Origin of the sequence: Chroococcidiopsis sp. SAG 2025 (assembly GCF_032860985.1) — a bacterium.
In the GTDB taxonomy this organism is placed as follows: domain Bacteria; phylum Cyanobacteriota; class Cyanobacteriia; order Cyanobacteriales; family Chroococcidiopsidaceae; genus Chroococcidiopsis.
The window spans coordinates 63489-78274 of the sequence record NZ_JAOCNC010000010.1; the positions used below are offsets into that span (position 1 = coordinate 63489).

General features: G+C 47.3%; 12 protein-coding genes and 4 pseudogenes. 11 read left to right on the forward strand and 5 right to left on the reverse strand.

Going from position 1 to position 14786, the window contains the following annotated elements:
• Positions 1 to 54 precede the first annotated feature (54 nt).
• Positions 55 to 234 carry a single-stranded DNA-binding protein gene (locus tag N4J56_RS40205; protein WP_317112645.1) on the reverse strand — a complete coding sequence of 60 codons (180 nt, stop codon included), beginning with the start codon at positions 232 to 234 and terminating at the stop codon, positions 55 to 57.
• Between the two features lie 500 nt (positions 235 to 734).
• Between N4J56_RS40205 and N4J56_RS40210 the strand changes: the two genes are divergently transcribed.
• Positions 735 to 3338 carry a DUF3854 domain-containing protein gene (locus N4J56_RS40210; RefSeq protein WP_317112646.1) on the forward strand — a complete coding sequence of 868 codons (2604 nt, stop codon included), beginning with the start codon at positions 735 to 737 and terminating at the stop codon, positions 3336 to 3338.
• Positions 3339 to 3564: 226 nt separating this feature from the next.
• On the opposite strand, the pseudogene N4J56_RS40215 reads toward N4J56_RS40210, so the two are convergent.
• Positions 3565 to 4393 (reverse strand): annotated as a pseudogene (locus tag N4J56_RS40215) (IS1 family transposase).
• 66 nt (positions 4394 to 4459) lie between these two features.
• Here N4J56_RS40215 and N4J56_RS41795 point away from each other — a divergent pair.
• The 3 genes and pseudogenes from N4J56_RS41795 to N4J56_RS40225 form a co-directional block, all read left to right on the forward strand.
• Positions 4460 to 4549 (forward strand): annotated as a pseudogene (locus N4J56_RS41795) (IS6 family transposase); the annotation flags it as partial.
• A 593-nt stretch (positions 4550 to 5142) separates the two neighbouring features.
• The gene (locus tag N4J56_RS40220; protein ID WP_317106468.1) at positions 5143 to 5616 is read left to right on the forward strand and encodes a transposase; all 474 of its coding nucleotides are present in this window, start codon (positions 5143 to 5145) and stop codon (positions 5614 to 5616) included.
• Positions 5617 to 5662: 46 nt separating this feature from the next.
• On the forward strand, positions 5663 to 5812 hold the full coding sequence (locus N4J56_RS40225) for a hypothetical protein (protein WP_317106469.1): 150 nt from the start codon (positions 5663 to 5665) through the stop codon (positions 5810 to 5812).
• Positions 5813 to 5929: 117 nt separating this feature from the next.
• Here the strand turns inward: N4J56_RS40225 and N4J56_RS40230 are convergent, their stop codons facing one another.
• Positions 5930 to 6082, reverse strand: coding sequence for a hypothetical protein (locus N4J56_RS40230; RefSeq protein ID WP_317112647.1), 153 nt, complete (start codon positions 6080 to 6082; stop codon positions 5930 to 5932).
• 151 nt (positions 6083 to 6233) lie between these two features.
• Here N4J56_RS40230 and N4J56_RS40235 point away from each other — a divergent pair, with 151 nt between their 5' ends.
• The 5 genes from N4J56_RS40235 (at position 6234) to N4J56_RS40255 (ending at position 11034) form a co-directional block, all read left to right on the forward strand.
• A complete protein-coding gene (locus N4J56_RS40235; RefSeq protein ID WP_317112648.1) occupies positions 6234 to 7733 on the forward strand; it encodes a protein kinase domain-containing protein in 1500 nt (499 codons plus the stop codon).
• A gap of 25 nt (positions 7734 to 7758) precedes the next feature.
• Positions 7759 to 8334 carry a COP23 domain-containing protein gene (locus tag N4J56_RS40240; RefSeq protein WP_317112650.1) on the forward strand — a complete coding sequence of 192 codons (576 nt, stop codon included), beginning with the start codon at positions 7759 to 7761 and terminating at the stop codon, positions 8332 to 8334.
• A gap of 105 nt (positions 8335 to 8439) precedes the next feature.
• Positions 8440 to 9300, forward strand: coding sequence for a serine protease (locus tag N4J56_RS40245; protein WP_317112651.1), 861 nt, complete (start codon positions 8440 to 8442; stop codon positions 9298 to 9300).
• Between the two features lie 19 nt (positions 9301 to 9319).
• Complete coding sequence (locus N4J56_RS40250; RefSeq protein WP_317112653.1) at positions 9320 to 10201, forward strand: serine protease; 882 nt, start codon at positions 9320 to 9322, stop codon at positions 10199 to 10201.
• A gap of 35 nt (positions 10202 to 10236) precedes the next feature.
• Entirely contained in the window at positions 10237 to 11034 is a 798-nt protein-coding gene (locus N4J56_RS40255) for a hypothetical protein (RefSeq protein ID WP_317112654.1), read from the forward strand.
• A gap of 475 nt (positions 11035 to 11509) precedes the next feature.
• Here N4J56_RS40255 and N4J56_RS40260 read toward each other — a convergent pair whose 3' ends face one another.
• Together N4J56_RS40260 and N4J56_RS40265 are read right to left on the reverse strand one after the other, a co-directional pair.
• Positions 11510 to 12055, reverse strand: a complete 546-nt coding sequence (locus tag N4J56_RS40260; RefSeq protein WP_410500876.1) for a tyrosine-type recombinase/integrase — start codon at positions 12053 to 12055, stop codon at positions 11510 to 11512.
• Positions 12056 to 12296: 241 nt separating this feature from the next.
• Positions 12297 to 13508: pseudogene (locus N4J56_RS40265) on the reverse strand (ISKra4 family transposase); the annotation flags it as partial.
• A gap of 60 nt (positions 13509 to 13568) precedes the next feature.
• Here N4J56_RS40265 and N4J56_RS40270 point away from each other — a divergent pair.
• Positions 13569 to 14309, forward strand: coding sequence for an IS1 family transposase (locus N4J56_RS40270; RefSeq protein ID WP_317112643.1), 741 nt, complete (start codon positions 13569 to 13571; stop codon positions 14307 to 14309).
• 6 nt (positions 14310 to 14315) lie between these two features.
• Positions 14316 to 14777: pseudogene (locus tag N4J56_RS40275) on the forward strand (IS1 family transposase); the annotation flags it as partial.
• Positions 14778 to 14786: the final 9 nt, after the last annotated feature.

The window sequence follows — 14786 nt, forward strand, 5'->3', positions numbered from 1 at the left end:
AGCGCAGCATTCCATCACATCTAGTTCTATTCTCTCATCCTTTCCTGTTTAGGACTACCCGAAAATCGAATGCCAGACGGATGGTAGTTCTTCCCATTCGCCGGTTTTCTCATCCTTGTAGCTATCCGTGGTAGCGAGGCTGAAGCGGATAAACTCATCGCCGTTGCGGTCAGTATGCACAGTGGGATCGGACCCAAGATTGCCCGTCAGTTCCACCAGGTTATTCGTTGCCATATTAAGCCTTTCTGTCTGCGGCGCAGGCAAGCCTGCTGCCTTGCAATACCGCTATGTTGCATATTTAATATATTTTTTAAGAAAAGTAAATATATTTTGATGGAATCCGTTGGGGATCGCGCTGATTCTTCTATTTTTCCTCAACACCAATTTGATTCTTATCAGCCAAGGGATTGGGATCTTCACACTATAAAAGCAAAATCGGGGCATCTCTGCTTGTTAAAAGCGAGTGTCCCGATCGTGCCTAGGTTACCGCTCATAGCGTGTTACCCTAGAGGTATTAAATCAACCGAAGCGCGTCTGACCCGGTTTGTCTTTCCCGTAGGTTTTGCCGACACACGTGAAAGCCCTAAGTCAGCGGTTTCTCCTCCAGTGTAACACTTCATCAGGAAGTGGCTGCTGGCTGGGGTAATTTTTCCTAAAATTTTTCAAACCGCTGGCGACAACCTCCCTCTCTTCAGACGTGGCTCCGGTCCTACGAATCGAGGAGCCCCCATATCATGATTGTTGCCAACGAACGGTTCTGTGTTCAATCACTCCCTTTGTGTGAAAAGCATTTGATTGACGCTACCCAGCGCCGAGGGTTGCCGACGTGCTGGGTTGAGGCCAACAGCGCCAGTCTCAATATTGCTCAAGCGTCGGCGCGATTGGGCTATTCCGCTAAATCGCCGGGGATTTGGCTTGAAGGCTGTAACCGTCAAGGACAGTTCCGTCCTGACAAACCCTGGAAAGGGGAGGGCGACAAAAAAGCCCCAAAATACCGCACGGGCAGGGGAGCGTATGACGCCATGCTGCCTACCTGCCCTGACGATCCCCATTATTGGGAGGATCTAGAGGCGCTGCGGGATCGCTGTTATCAAGTTGATGGGCATCCGTGCCTGGTGCTGACCGAAGGCATGTACAAGGCGATCGCCGGCTGCGCCATTGGAATTCCGACCATTGGCTTGCTGGGCGTGGAAATGGGGCTGACTCCCAAGGATGATGATCCCCAGGGGCGCCGCTATCTGGTGGCCACCCTGGAACGGTTTGCCACACAGGGTTTCGGTTTCATCATCGCCTTCGACGCCGATGCCTCGACCAATAAATCAGTTCGCCAAGCCGAGAGAACCCTCCTCCATCAGCTAAAATTGTTCGGATTACCGCTGTATTCAGCGACTGGACAATGGACTGTCGAGGAAGGCAAGGGCATGGATGACTATATACAGAACTGCGGTGGCGACCGTTTCAAGCGGGACGTGCTGGGCCATGTGATTGATTTTGGCGCTTGGGAGCGGCAGTTTCAGGCCACCGCGCCGCCAAGCAAGGTTCCGGCGGCCGACATCATTGGCAATCAACTGGCGGAAGAGTATCGCGACCGCTTCCTTTATAATGACGAGCACAAGTCCTGGATGGAGTATGAGCTCGACCATGCAGGCATCTGGGGTCCGGTATCGGATTCCTACCTGGAATCGGTCATCGACAAGATGCTCGCCGCCAAGGGCGTCACGGGATACAACTCGGCACGCTATGTGACCAACGTGGTCACCAAGATGCGCCACCAGCTGCACGTCCGCTTGTGGGACGAGCGCAAGGAGGTGCTGCCTTTCGAGAATGGCGTGTTCAACTTGCAAACCGGTGCGTTCGAGCCCCATGCCCCTGGATACCGTCTCACCTGGCGCTTGCCACGCCGTTACACTCCGCTGGAGACAGGCTGGGAGACGATCGGCGTTTGGCTGTCGGAAGTCGCTCGTAGCGAAGAGCATAAGCGGATTCTGATCTGCTTTGCCGCCGCCGTGTTGCGCGGCCGCGCCGATCTGCAGAAGTTTTTGCACCTGATTGGTCCAGGCGGCACCGGGAAATCCACCTACACCCGTTTGCTGGAAGAGTTGATTGGGCCTAGCAACTGCTGGGCGGGGAATTTCCGCGATCTGGAGGACAAGCACGAAGTCGCGCGCCTCATCGGCAAGCGCTTGGTGATTCTGTCCGATCAGGACAAGGTGACGGGGCAGATGTCGAATTTCAAGAAGCTCACAGGACAGGACACCCTGTCGGGACGGCGGCTGTATCGGGATAGCTTCAGCCTGCGCTTTCCCGGCATGGCAGTGGTAACCAGCAATAGTCCTCTGTTCCATGGCGATGGCGGCTCCTGGCTGACGCGGCGGGTGTTAATGCTGCCTTTGGAGCATCAGCCCAAAGCGGTGCGCGATATGGATACCTTGTTTGCTCCTGAACTTTCGGCATTCACACGCTATTTGCTGTCCATCTCCAATGAAGAGATTACTACTACCCTGCGTCAGGTCAGCGCCCAGAGCCTGACGACGACGCTATGGCAGGCGAAAATCCGCACCGATTCGATCGCGGCGTGGCTGAATGATTGGGTGGTCTGCGATCCCGATGCGATCCTGCGGATCGGTACCAACAAGAAGGAATGGGCTACAGAGACTTATCAGCCCGCTACCTCAACGGCGTTTGGTTCCTATAGCCACTACTGCGCCAGCACGGGCTATCAAGCCAAAAGCGTCAAGAATTTCATTTCGGACGCTATCGAACTGTGTCAGCGGACCCTAGGATGGGCAGTCACTCAGGATACGGATGCCCAGGGACGTCCCATTTTGCGTGGAATTCGCTTGCGCTGTGACGGAGACTTGGCGCCTAACATCGAGGCGTTGCTTCTTGCCGATCCCCCCATCGCCGATCCACCGGAACCGGAGCCGCTCCCCCCTGACGGCGCATTTGGTGCGGATGCTTTTCCGGTTTCCACCGATGACTCCCCAACTCAAATGGCTCTTGACCTGAATCCAACAGTGCCTGATCACGCTTCTCCTGTTTGGCGTTCCGGTCAAGGGTTCGGGAAGATCCCGCAGCAGCAAGCGCCTGAGTTTCCTCCTCATGGGCAGGAGCCCTCCCAAGCCCCTACGGAAGCGGCAACGAACTTGCCCAGCGAAGACCAATGCGGGGAAGCCGATCCAGCTAGACCCCTGCAAGTGGGGGATCGGGTCGTTTGGGAAGGCTGTCCTAGTCACTGCGAGTGGGCAAATCCGTTCATCATTTTGAAGATTGATGGGGATCTGGCGCGGTTGGATATGGTTGAAAATCCCGTTCCGCTCAACATCTTGCGACGGTAGTTCGGGATAGGAGTCCAAAGGCTCCCTCTCTCCCCCTTGTGGTTTTATGCTGTTTTCCGGGTGATGATCTCGCCTCGGAAGCTTGCTGTCGGCCGCAAGCACCGATCGGTGATTATTAGACCTCCTGCATGAATAGTAGAGCAGTGTGACAGTTGGTAGCAGAAGAGTTGCGAAATGTAGCAGAGGCATGGCAGGAATAGAGAAGTTGAGGAATTGCGGTCATGCCCTACAAAAGTGTGGGATAAGTAGCGATGTCATTCCAAGTCCAAGCACGATCGGCAAGCTCTGCTCTTTGGGCGGCTGTAGTTCCCAAGCAAGAATGCTGCCAGATCCAGTTGAAATAGTTAATCACAAGCTTGAGAGTAACTTTTGTCTGCTCCCAGGCTTTAGCGAATTTGTTCTGTCGTCGATGCCAACGTCCTGTTTGCTGCCTGAGAGTGCTGTTTGTTCTCTCCAGGCGTTGTGTCAAGGCTTTGCTAATATAATGGTTAACTTCATCTGGTAGCACTCGCTCATATGCTGACCAACCATCAGTATCCCATTCTTTGCAGTTGGTCTTGCCTTCAGTAATTGTGATTAACTCCTGCGCTAAAGAGTCGGTGTACTTGCCTACGCGAGCTGTGAGAATTAACCCACTTAGCTGAGCTAAACTGAGGGCAATCCAGCAATCTCCGGCTTCAAGTTCTTCAGGCAAACAGCGCTTTTGTTTTTTTCAACAAATGACCATAATTCATCGGCAGCAATGGCATCGGTATTGACATCTTTTACCTCGCGATTGTGTACCATCTGCGCTTTTTGAGCCGAGGAACGAACAATACTGACAACTGTGTCATATGCTAAGCCACTAATACGGCTGATGCCCCGTAAACTACTACCTTCTGTATGTGCCTGTAGCACAATTCGTACATCTTCCTCACTCACTTGGCGACGGTAGTAGAGTGTATCAAAGGTATCGGTAAAGGTTTGTTGCTGAGGGGACAGAAGTACCGTTGACTACCTTTACTCGTCTTTCCATGTTTACGCGGTTTCTCACGATCGCACAAAGGACATTTCATTATGTTGCTCCTGATTGACTACACAATGCTTCAGTCTAGCAGTCCCACACTTCCGCCGCGCATGACCGAAAATTCAAATCACCAGGGCAAGCGCAACGATTTCTTTCTGCTTTTGGTCCGATTCGAGACCACTTTCACCCCAAACAACATCAACTGAGATCTTGCACCATTCTCAATAAAGGGTTGCCAAAAGAGCCAAAATCTGGAAGAAAGGGCGTAGGAATAATTTGAGTTGACGATTATGGAAACCATCGTCGAATACGCCCAAGGGCTAGTCTATAGCCTTCTTTGCTTAATGCCTAGCACATACCAGAAAGCCAGTCTAAACGCCCTGTTCGGGCTGTTTCTTGAAGCTCAAGGATATCCTTTACCCCAGCACACCCAGGTGAAATCCGCTTCTTCATTGAGTCGATTTTTGAATCACTACAATTGGTCTACTCGTAGCGTGATTCGCACGACTCGTCAAATGGTGTTGCAGCAAGTGACCGCTCATCCCCCTCATCCAAGCACTCCTTTGCGAGTGTCGATCGATCTAACGACATTCGAAAAGTGCGGCAAGTTTTTGCAGTTGAGTACGCCGACGAATGACCCCAAGGCACCTGACCCCTGGGTGAGAATACTTAACGGTAAGCGGGGATTACATTTAGTAGTATTGTACCTGGTGGTGGGTGAGTGGCGAGTGCCTTGGAGCTTTCGGGTCTGGCGGGGCAAAGGCTATCAAGCGCCCAGTACAATTAGCCTGCAAGTTGTTGGCAACGGTTCCAACCCAGTTGAGTCAGGGCAGGGTGGTCATTGTACAGGCAGATACGGAGTTTGGCACCGTAGAGTTTCTCAAAGCAGTGCGAAAGCAGTCGTGGCGAGCAGTCGTGGGGATGCGCTGCAATCGCAAAATGCAGGACGGTCGTCATCTAAAGCAACTGTATCGCCATGCCAACCGTGGACAACAGGTGTATTTAGCGGGAGACACACAGCCACTGACGGTGTCCTGGTTCTGGCTCAAACGAGCCGAAGGCAAGCGAGAACTGCGCTTTGTCGTTTCTACCCATCCTTACTCTGGCATTTATCTGGTGCGGCTAGGACGTAAGCGCTCTTGCATTGAGGGCTTTTTCAAAACGAGCAAACATCGTTTTGGGCTGCATCGCTTTGGGCAAACTACGAAACTTGGTGTCTATCGCTGGCTCATCAAGAGCGCTAATTGCCTATCTATTGGCGCATTGGATTGACCAATGGTCACTACCTCCTGTCCTGGATTGGAAAGCTGCCAGTGATTTGGCATTAACTGTACTGTTTCCCTCGGTTCTGTGGTTACAATTGCTGCGGTTCATCCGAGTCAATGCTGACATTGCTGCACAATTCGATTTTGAAATTATCCTCAAACCTTTACCCATTCTTGCTTATCGAGAATGCTGCAAGATCTGAGTCAACTCACCGCTATCGCCAACTTTTACGCCAACGATTTCAAGATTGGCAAGATGTTGTGGGGCTGAAATCTGCTGCATAAATTGAGCGATCCTAACGAGTTAGGAATTACAGTGTTTAATTTTGAAATTGTCCGATTAAGTTGACAATGCCATCGCACCGATTAGCAGAACCAGGGCTGACTCCCACACCGGTTTGGAAAAGAGTGGCGCAAACGTTAGGACCGAAGGCAGAAATTCTTTCGATAGCAAGCTCATCAGGATAAATCAAACAACGCTTTCCCGATCTTGCTACCTTTCCTCTTCAAAATGGATCAAGTCGAGCTGAGGTTTAAACTGTCACGAATTTGTAACAGAAAACATAGAACATTTATTGTATAAATTCAATATATCAACTGAAATAAATCTTGAGTGCCTAAAATATGATTGCGCCGACACTCTTGAACAATCGCTATCGCGTGCAAAAAAAGCTGGGAACTGGTGGCTTTGGCGAAACTTTTGTAGCAGAAGATACGCAAATGCCTTCAAGTCGTCGGTGTGTAATTAAGCAACTTAAACTCGCAGATCGTACTCCTCAAGTTCAAAAGTGGGTTGAAGATCTGTTTGGGCGAGAAGCCGCAGTGTTGGAAGCATTAGGCGATGCCAGCAATCAAATTCCTCAGTTGTATGCATATTTTTGTGAAAATGACAAGTTTTACTTAGTCCAGGAATATGTTGAGGGTCAAACACTAGAAGCAAAGGTGAAGCAGGAAGGGTTACTGAGCGAAAATGCGGTGAAGCAAATTTTAGTAGACATTTTGCCAGTACTGGAATACGTTCATAAGAAACATATTATTCATCGGGATATTAAGCCGAGCAACATTATTTTGCGTTCCTCAGACGGCAAACCAGTCTTAATCGATTTCGGTGCGGTTAAAGAAATGATGGGAACGATGATGTCCTCGGCGGGTAACTTCAACCAGACGATCGCCATTGGTACGGCAGGGTTTATGCCGCTCGAGCAGCAAGCTGGACGACCCGTGTATGCGAGTGACATCTTTAGTATAGGAATAACGGCAACTTACCTACTTACAGGCAAGCTACCTAACGAGATGCTCGATCGTCGAACAGGCGAGGTTATGTGGCAGCAGTACGCTATAGGCGTTAGCCCCAGTTTTGCAACTGTTATAGATAAAGCAATTAAACCAATGGCAGGGGATCGCTACCCCACAGCCAAAGAGATGCTACAAGCATTGCAGATGCCAGTAACACAAGTTGCTTCAGCCTCAGAACTAGCCGCAACGGAAGTAAATCGAACCGGAATGGCAACTCAAGTATCGCAGACGTTGCCGCCGATCGCCCAGGATGCTGCTCGAACCCCAGAAATAATACCAAATGATAAAACTTCTGGGGGCAAGAATTGGCAAAAAGCCGTACCAGCGATCGCGGGTGCGGTCGGTGTTGGTGTTGTGGGTGGTTTTTTCATGTGGTGGCACTCAGCACAAATGCTCTCTATTTCCAAGCAAGAAGCTAGAGATTTAATCGAGCGGTGGCAAGAAGCCAAACAAGAAATATTTGCTCCTCCCTACAATCGGCAGTTGGCAGAGGAATTAACTACAGGCAAACTGTCTGATGAAATCTTAACTTCAAGTAAACCATATAGCTCGATCAATTGGCTGGCGAGTCATAAAGCATCCTATAAATATGGTTCTCAAAAAATAGATGCGATTGAAGACCTGATCGTGAAAGGAAATGAAGCAACTATTCAAGCCGTCATTGTTGAGGAAAGGACGCTAGTAGAAAACGGGACGAGCAAAATTACAACTTTAGATACCACGCGCGTTCGCTACGATTTGGTAGCAGAACATCAAAAATGGAAGATCCGTGATTACAAAAATGTTACGGTTGTTAAAGCTGTTACACCAGCTTGGGAGATGAAATAACAGAACCGATGAAAGAGGCTAATCTATGAAAGTTCATCTATTTACTTCTGGCATTACTATATTAACTGTAATAATTGCCAATACAGTTATGAGTAGCCAGCCTGCTCCGGCTGGGGAAAAAGTTACTTTTGTCTGCGGTACGAACAATGGCGTACCAACGACTTTAGCCCGAACGGCAACTAAAAGCGTACCAGTCATTAGATGGAGTTCCAATCATTTTAAAGGTTCGCAATGGACTCCTCGAAAGCGCTGTCAGGAAGTCTCGAAAAAGTTTCAGACTTACTATCAAAACGGCGCTTTAAATTATCTGACAACTGGGTACGATAAAAAGACCGGACAGCCTGTTATTTGCGTTGCCGATCGCGAAGGTGGTAGTTGTACGGGAGTCCTGTTTACGCTCAAACCAGGAAGCAATCCTGGAGAAGTCTTGCAAAATCTGGTCAACGTGCGCGTGCGAGCCAGTGGACCTCTAAATGAAAGTGCAGATCGCGTTTACGTCAATGTCAACCAGTTGATCGATCCAGGTGCAGGCGAAGCTACTAACGCTCCTCAGATGACTCCTAGCCAACAAAGCGGTACTAGTAGTAATAAACTTTGGTAAAACTGAATGAGTTAACTAGAAAATAAGGTGAATTTGCGATCAATTGCATTAGTTGTTTGTACTGCTAGCTTACTTGTTGGACTAGCAGTAAAGGGAAAAAACCTGATGTCTGCACCTCCATTCGCCTTATCTAATACATTGTCACCAGCTCAACTATCCACAACGGAAAAACGCGCTCTTGCTGTCAGTGAACTCCACAAATATGCCCGCGCGATCACTGTCAAAGTGCGATCAACAGATAGTTGGGGTTCGGGTATCTTAATTCAACGTCAAGGCTTGGTCTACACGGTAGTAACAAACGAACACGTATTGCAGCCTCGAAAGCAGCATACAGTTCAAACTCATGATGGTATTATTTATTCTGCATCTACAGTCACGGCAATAAATTTTCAAAATAACGACCTAGCTGTACTCCAATTTCACAGCCCAAACAAAGTCTATTCAACTGCCTTGTTGGCGGAAAATGAGACGCTAGTAGTTGGAAATGAAGTATTTGCTGCTGGTTTTCCAGCCGATGCCGACACTTCTCAAACTACAGAGTTTAAGTTTACAGATGGAAACGTAACATTTGTAACTGATAAAGCCCTTGATGGCGGATATCAAGTAGGATACACAAATGCAGTAGAAAAAGGTATGAGCGGTGGTCCCGTGCTGAATTTACGCGGTGAAGTTGTAGCAATTAATGGTATGCACGCACATCCCTTATGGGGAGATCCATATGTATTTAAAGATGGTTCTAAGCCTTGTGCGCCAATATATGAATTAATGGTCAAATCGAGTTGGGCAATTTCGATCGCAACTTTCATCCAACTATTTCCAAAATCTTCTGCCCGTCAAAATTCTAACTCTATGCGATCACTGCAAATTTCCTCGCAGGTGAAGAATTCGCAACAACTGCCATTAGAAATTTTGCAGATGCGAACTAAGGCAGAAGCAGCAAAAAAGTGTATGCGGTTAGATACTTAGCAAAGTTGAAGGTGGAGCGATGAAATTCCATTCCCGACTGACAGCACCGCTGCTTGTTACCGCAGCGATCGCTATAACCGCAGTTATATTACCTTCAGGAGTTATCGTGCCTTCAATTGTGATGGCTTTGTCTGGAGTTGAGGTTAGTGAAATTGCTAAAAAAATTACCGTTTTAATCGATACTCAAAACCCTGGTTCGGGAGTTATTGTTGCTAAAGAAAAGAACAATTATTACGTTCTAACTGCTTGGCACGTCATGCGGTATTCTGATTGGCAATATACAATTAAGACCTCAGACGGAAAAAGCTATCCGCTCGATTACAGCACTGTAAAAAGACTTCCAGGAGTGGATTTAGCGATCATGGAGTTTAGCAGTAATGACACCTATATGACCGCTAAACTAGGCAATTCCGACCGAGCATTAGAAGGGACTCCAGTTTATATTGCTGGATTTCCCAATCCTGGGGCAGGAATTGAAGAACGGATTTATCGGTTCACATCGGGAGAGATATCGGGACGTTTTTTGAAGCCGAAAGAAGGCGGTTACGCATTGGTTTACACTAATACAACTCGTACCGGATTTAGCGGCGGTCCGGTACTAGATTCCGAAGGTCATTTAGTAGGAATTCACGGACAAGGTGAAACTTCTCAAAGTGCGAGTAATGAATCGGGCGAAGCAAGCGACAGCAAAACTGGTTTTAATATGGGTATTCCCATTAAAACTTTTCTGAATTTAGTATCAAAGACAGGTATGAAGTTAGCAGTACAAGTTGAGAATTCCCCCTCCTCTGAAGCAACGAGCAACAATTCTCCGACGCTGACAGCCCCTCAACTCCCTGAAACAGTTCGCCCTGCTAATAATGCTCAACAACCTATTTGTGCCGGTAGACGTTGCCTTTAGAAACTAAATTACTAAATTTTGGACTAACAAAGACAATGCTTAAAAAAAATTTGCTATTGGGTTATTTAGGTCTGACGTTCGCTGTGATTCTGGCGAACTTAACTGCATCTACTACCGTCGCCCAACAAGCTTCCGAAGCTTCAATGAGTGAAGATGACCTCGATACGATTAATGGTTTACCTTGGGCAGGGAAAAAGTGGCCCTTCAGTAAAGTGACCAATATCCAAGATAGTCTTGCTGGTACGGTATTGGGAAGAGTCGTGATTGATCGCCACGGAGTTGATAAAAGCAATCAAAAACTGGTAAATTCCAATCAAGGCAGCACGAACCTCTTTAATCTAACTGGCAGATTTATTAAAGTCGAACGGCCTTTTTCTGCACCATTTCCAGGTAGGGTTGTCTATGTCTCCTTATGGGGCAGTAATACTCGCGGATGTTTTGCCGAACTGATCAGCCAATACGCTACTGCGGGTGACTTAGATAAAGAAGCAGTGGCACAAGTGATTATACCTGAGAAGCTGGAGATGTTAGTTAACAAAAAGGTTGTGGAATTAAGCCCCCAACCAGTAACCGCTGAAAAACAATTTAGCGGCAATTATACCTATAGTGCTGACGACGGTGGTAGCAAGCAAACCGGTACTATGTACATGGCACGCAATTTATTTGCGATCGATTCTAATGTTGCCAATTTGCTCAGTAGCGCCCAGCCTGGACAGGTTAAAGCACGGATCACGATGAAAAATGATGAGAGAGAAGTTTTTCCGATTGGAGAGGACACTGTTTCTCGCTGGAAGTATACTTATGGCTTCAATCCTTCTTGTAAACCGATGTAAGCGCAAGCAAAGTAGAAGACGAGGGCTGAGAGGCGATCTCCACTGCCGTACGTTGGTAAAAATATGTACGATCTATGAAGACCACCATTCATAAATCTTCATAACCCCTCGTGATTACTCCGCAGCTATCTCCAACAGCATCTATCGAGGAGCATATTTGGCACTGGCAAGGGGCTCTGTTGCACAAATAGGGAGAAATGAGTAAATTTTGGGCGTTACTGAATGAGCAGTGGATTAGCTGACGAGAGCGATTTTTTTCGGGGGAGATGGGCAACAATTAACCCTGTTGTGTCACTCTCGGACAGTAAAAATTGAAGCTCCTGACTGTAACCTTGATTGGCTCAAAGCTAGAAGCTTTATTTTCTAACAGTAACCAAAATTTATAGCCAAAAAGTTGAAAGCGAAGCGTCGAAAACCTTTCAGAGATTAGCCCCTCCTAGAGTGACACAACAGGGTTAAGCAGGGGCTTTAAACATTAATCATCCCAAAGCCCATGAAACTTGGTAGATGCAAGTTCGGTGTAACGAACAGTATGCTGAATATTTTTATGCCCCAAGTAACTCTGAATTGTTCGAGTATCAATGCCTCGATTCGCCAAATAATAACCTGTTCCATGCCGCAGCATATGAGCATGAACAGGAAAAGGCAAACCAGCTAATTTACCAGCCCGCTCAACAATGCCGGCTATCGTATCAGATGCCAATGGGCTACGTCGAGAAGACTGGAAAATATAGGGACTAGCGGGATAATCTCGTTGCATCTGACGCAGAGAGCGAATCTCTAGACCGGAAAGTGGTTGAACCGAGGATGTCCCTTTTTTGACTCGCTTCACGTAAATTGTGCCACCATTCCAATCTATTTGCTCCCATCGCAAAGATGCCACCTCTGCCACTCGCAACCCGTGACGGTAGCAAAGCAAAATTATGGTTGAATCTCGGTGAGCGTGGCGACCCTTGAATTTTTTGATAGCTGAGCGCATCGCAGAGACTTCTTCTGGTAACAAATGCTCCCTAATTCTAATCTCTTCATACTTGCGAGAGTTAGGAGATTTATGTTTGAGTTTTTCCGTTTTCCCAAATGAGCGGTGGTTGGACGATCTGTTGTTCCATGACCTAAACCCCTGAAAAGCTTGGAGTACATACACTGATTTTACCAACAATCGCTCCAAAGTTGGGTTTACACATAGACCGAAAAAACAAGCCAACCTTTTACAGAGAATCTAGCTTTACAAGTAGTTTAAATCGCATGATTATACGGAGAATTTAAGGCATATGAGGTACTTGCTGATTTTGCTGGCGCTCTAATTGAAAACCAGGATACCATTGTTGGAATTTGCTGCGTAAATCTTCATTTAGAACCAGTATTCTGACCTGGAGCAGAAGATGGGCACCTTTGGGAGTCCACCGCATCTGCTGTTTTTTAATAAACCGCTTGCTGATGACTTGATTAACCGTTGATTCCACGAATCCAGTGGCAATGGCTTCACCATTTCGCCAACGTTCTCCATAGTTGGGGATATAAAGCCCATTGTTGGAAATATAGCTCTCAAACTCACGCACCACCTTCAACAGCTTTTTTACCTCTAGTCGGCTATTACCATCAAAAATCACGATTTCTAGGTCGTCCACAAGGTCTTTTAGCAGTTGCAATGCTCTGAACACGTTTCCATGCCACAGATACCACTTAATTCGTTCCAGTTCTTTGGGTATGTCTGTATCTAGTTCGGTATCTTTTTTGCTAAGTCCTTTTGCCATTTGATTCATCACTGTCAGCCGCATGGTGATGTGAAACCAATCCAGTAAATATTCTGCGTTTGGGTTGAGAGCGAACTGTAGTTCGCGGATCTTCTCATCACCGTCTGACAGAAAAGTTACTTGTTGATTCATCTGCATTCCTTGAGATTTCAACACCTCAAAGATCCGACGCTGGGGTTTAGTATCGTAACAATAAACTCCCCCAAATTGCTTGGATGTACCGTCTGCTTTTATACTCTTACCAACGATAACTTCAAAATTCCCTTTGGGAAGCGATTTTTTGTCGTAGGAACGAACATATCCGCCATCTATTCCCAGTACCAAAGGTAAATCAGGTCGGGGCAATTCCTCCCAATCTCTTGGACAACCTTCGATGTATCCTCCTTTTTCTTCACTCAATTCGTCTTCTAAACGTTTACCAATTGAGTGTAAGTTATTCCGTACCGATGTAGGATTTATTTCTCTTTCTATTGGTAGTACTTCCTGCAATAGTTTCACAGACAGTCCGTAGGACATCAAAGACCCAAACTTGGACTCCAGGTACAATAGTTCTCTTGAAGTGCGTTCTGGTAGTAAGTTGGTTAATGGGTTAAAGCTGCGAGTTGGCTGTTCTTGGCACGGGCAGTGAAATAGTCGATGGCATTTAAGATGTAACTTGCCGAATAATGTGCGGTATACAATTGTGCGCTTGTCCTTATGCAGCAGTTTTTTGCTACAGTGCGGTAGTCCTAAACAGGAAAGGATGAGAGAATAGAACTAGATGTGATGGAATGCTGCGCTATGTCTGTTGCTGTTCCTGCTTGCCCAAATTGTCAGTCTTCTGATGTGGTGAAAAACGGCCGAACTCGTCATGGTAAACAGAATTATAAATGTCGAGAGTGTGGGCGGCAGTTCGTTGAAGCTCCGCAGTGGCGAATGATTAGTGAGGAAACCAAAGGCATCATAGATCGGCTTTTGTTAGAGAAACTGCCACTGGCAGGCATTGCCCGCGCCTTACAGATTTCCGAACTGTGGGTGCAACAATATGTCAATCAGAAATACAAGCGGGTGGAGCGGGAGGTGCAGGTACGCCCAAAGCTGAAAAGTCGTCTGACAGTACAGATGGATGAGTTGTGGTCATTTGTCGACGACAAAGGTAATCAGCAATGGGTTTGGTTAGCTTTAGATGCTGCCACTCGTGAAATTGTGGGTGTTTACATCGGAGACCATAGTGCCGAGTCAGCTCAAACCTTATGGCAGTCGCTGCCTTCAGTTTATCGGCAGTGTGCCGTGATCTACAGTGATTTTTGGTCAGCCTACCCAGTTGCTTTGCCCAGCAAGCGCCATCGAGCGGTGGGTAAAGAAACCGGAAAGACTAGCTACATCGAGCGGTTCAACTGCACGTTACGGCAACGGGTGTCGAGATTGGTTCGAAAGACCTTGTCGTTTTCCAAAAAGTTGGAGAATCACATTGGCGCAATTTGGAATTTCATCCATCACTACAATGCTTCTTTGCCAGCTATCTCATCCTGCCCTCTTTAGCACTACCGAGAGTTAGAGGTGGGAGACTGTTGGATTGGTTTGAGCCTGGCACAGACCAGTGGACTGATTCTGAGTGCGCGAGTAGGTAAGCATACTGATGAATTTCTCACAGAATTGATAGTCACAAGCGAAGGCAAAACTGATTGTCGAGAATCGCATACTGACAGTCGGAAAGGATATGAGCGGGTTTTGCCAATAGAAGCTGACCACTATATTACTAAAGCCTTGACCCAACGCTTAGAACGAACTAACGGCACATTACGACAGCAGACGGGACGCTGGCATCGACGGTAGAACAAATTTAGTAAGCTATGGGAACAAACTCAAGTCACCGTGCGATTAGTTGTCAGCTATTTCAACTGGATCTGGCAGCATTCACGTTTGGAAACTACAGCGGCTCAACGAGCAGATTTAGCCACACGTCCTTGGACTTGGAATGATTTTGCTACTTATCCCACACTTCTTTGACTCACAACC

What these genes read in the sequence shown, in the direction of transcription:
- N4J56_RS40250 (WP_317112653.1), top strand. Translation starts at nt 9,320, where the DNA reads ATGAAATTCCATTCCCGACTGACAGCACCGCTGCTTGTTACCGCAGCG.
- N4J56_RS40240 (WP_317112650.1), top strand. Translation starts at nt 7,759, where the DNA reads ATGAAAGTTCATCTATTTACTTCTGGCATTACTATATTAACTGTAATA.
- N4J56_RS40210 (WP_317112646.1), top strand. Translation starts at nt 735, where the DNA reads ATGATTGTTGCCAACGAACGGTTCTGTGTTCAATCACTCCCTTTGTGT.
- N4J56_RS40235 (WP_317112648.1), top strand. Translation starts at nt 6,234, where the DNA reads ATGATTGCGCCGACACTCTTGAACAATCGCTATCGCGTGCAAAAAAAG.
- N4J56_RS40205 (WP_317112645.1), bottom strand. Translation starts at nt 234, where the DNA reads ATGGCAACGAATAACCTGGTGGAACTGACGGGCAATCTTGGGTCCGAT.
- N4J56_RS40270 (WP_317112643.1), top strand. Translation starts at nt 13,569, where the DNA reads ATGTCTGTTGCTGTTCCTGCTTGCCCAAATTGTCAGTCTTCTGATGTG.
- N4J56_RS40255 (WP_317112654.1), top strand. Translation starts at nt 10,237, where the DNA reads ATGCTTAAAAAAAATTTGCTATTGGGTTATTTAGGTCTGACGTTCGCT.
- N4J56_RS40245 (WP_317112651.1), top strand. Translation starts at nt 8,440, where the DNA reads ATGTCTGCACCTCCATTCGCCTTATCTAATACATTGTCACCAGCTCAA.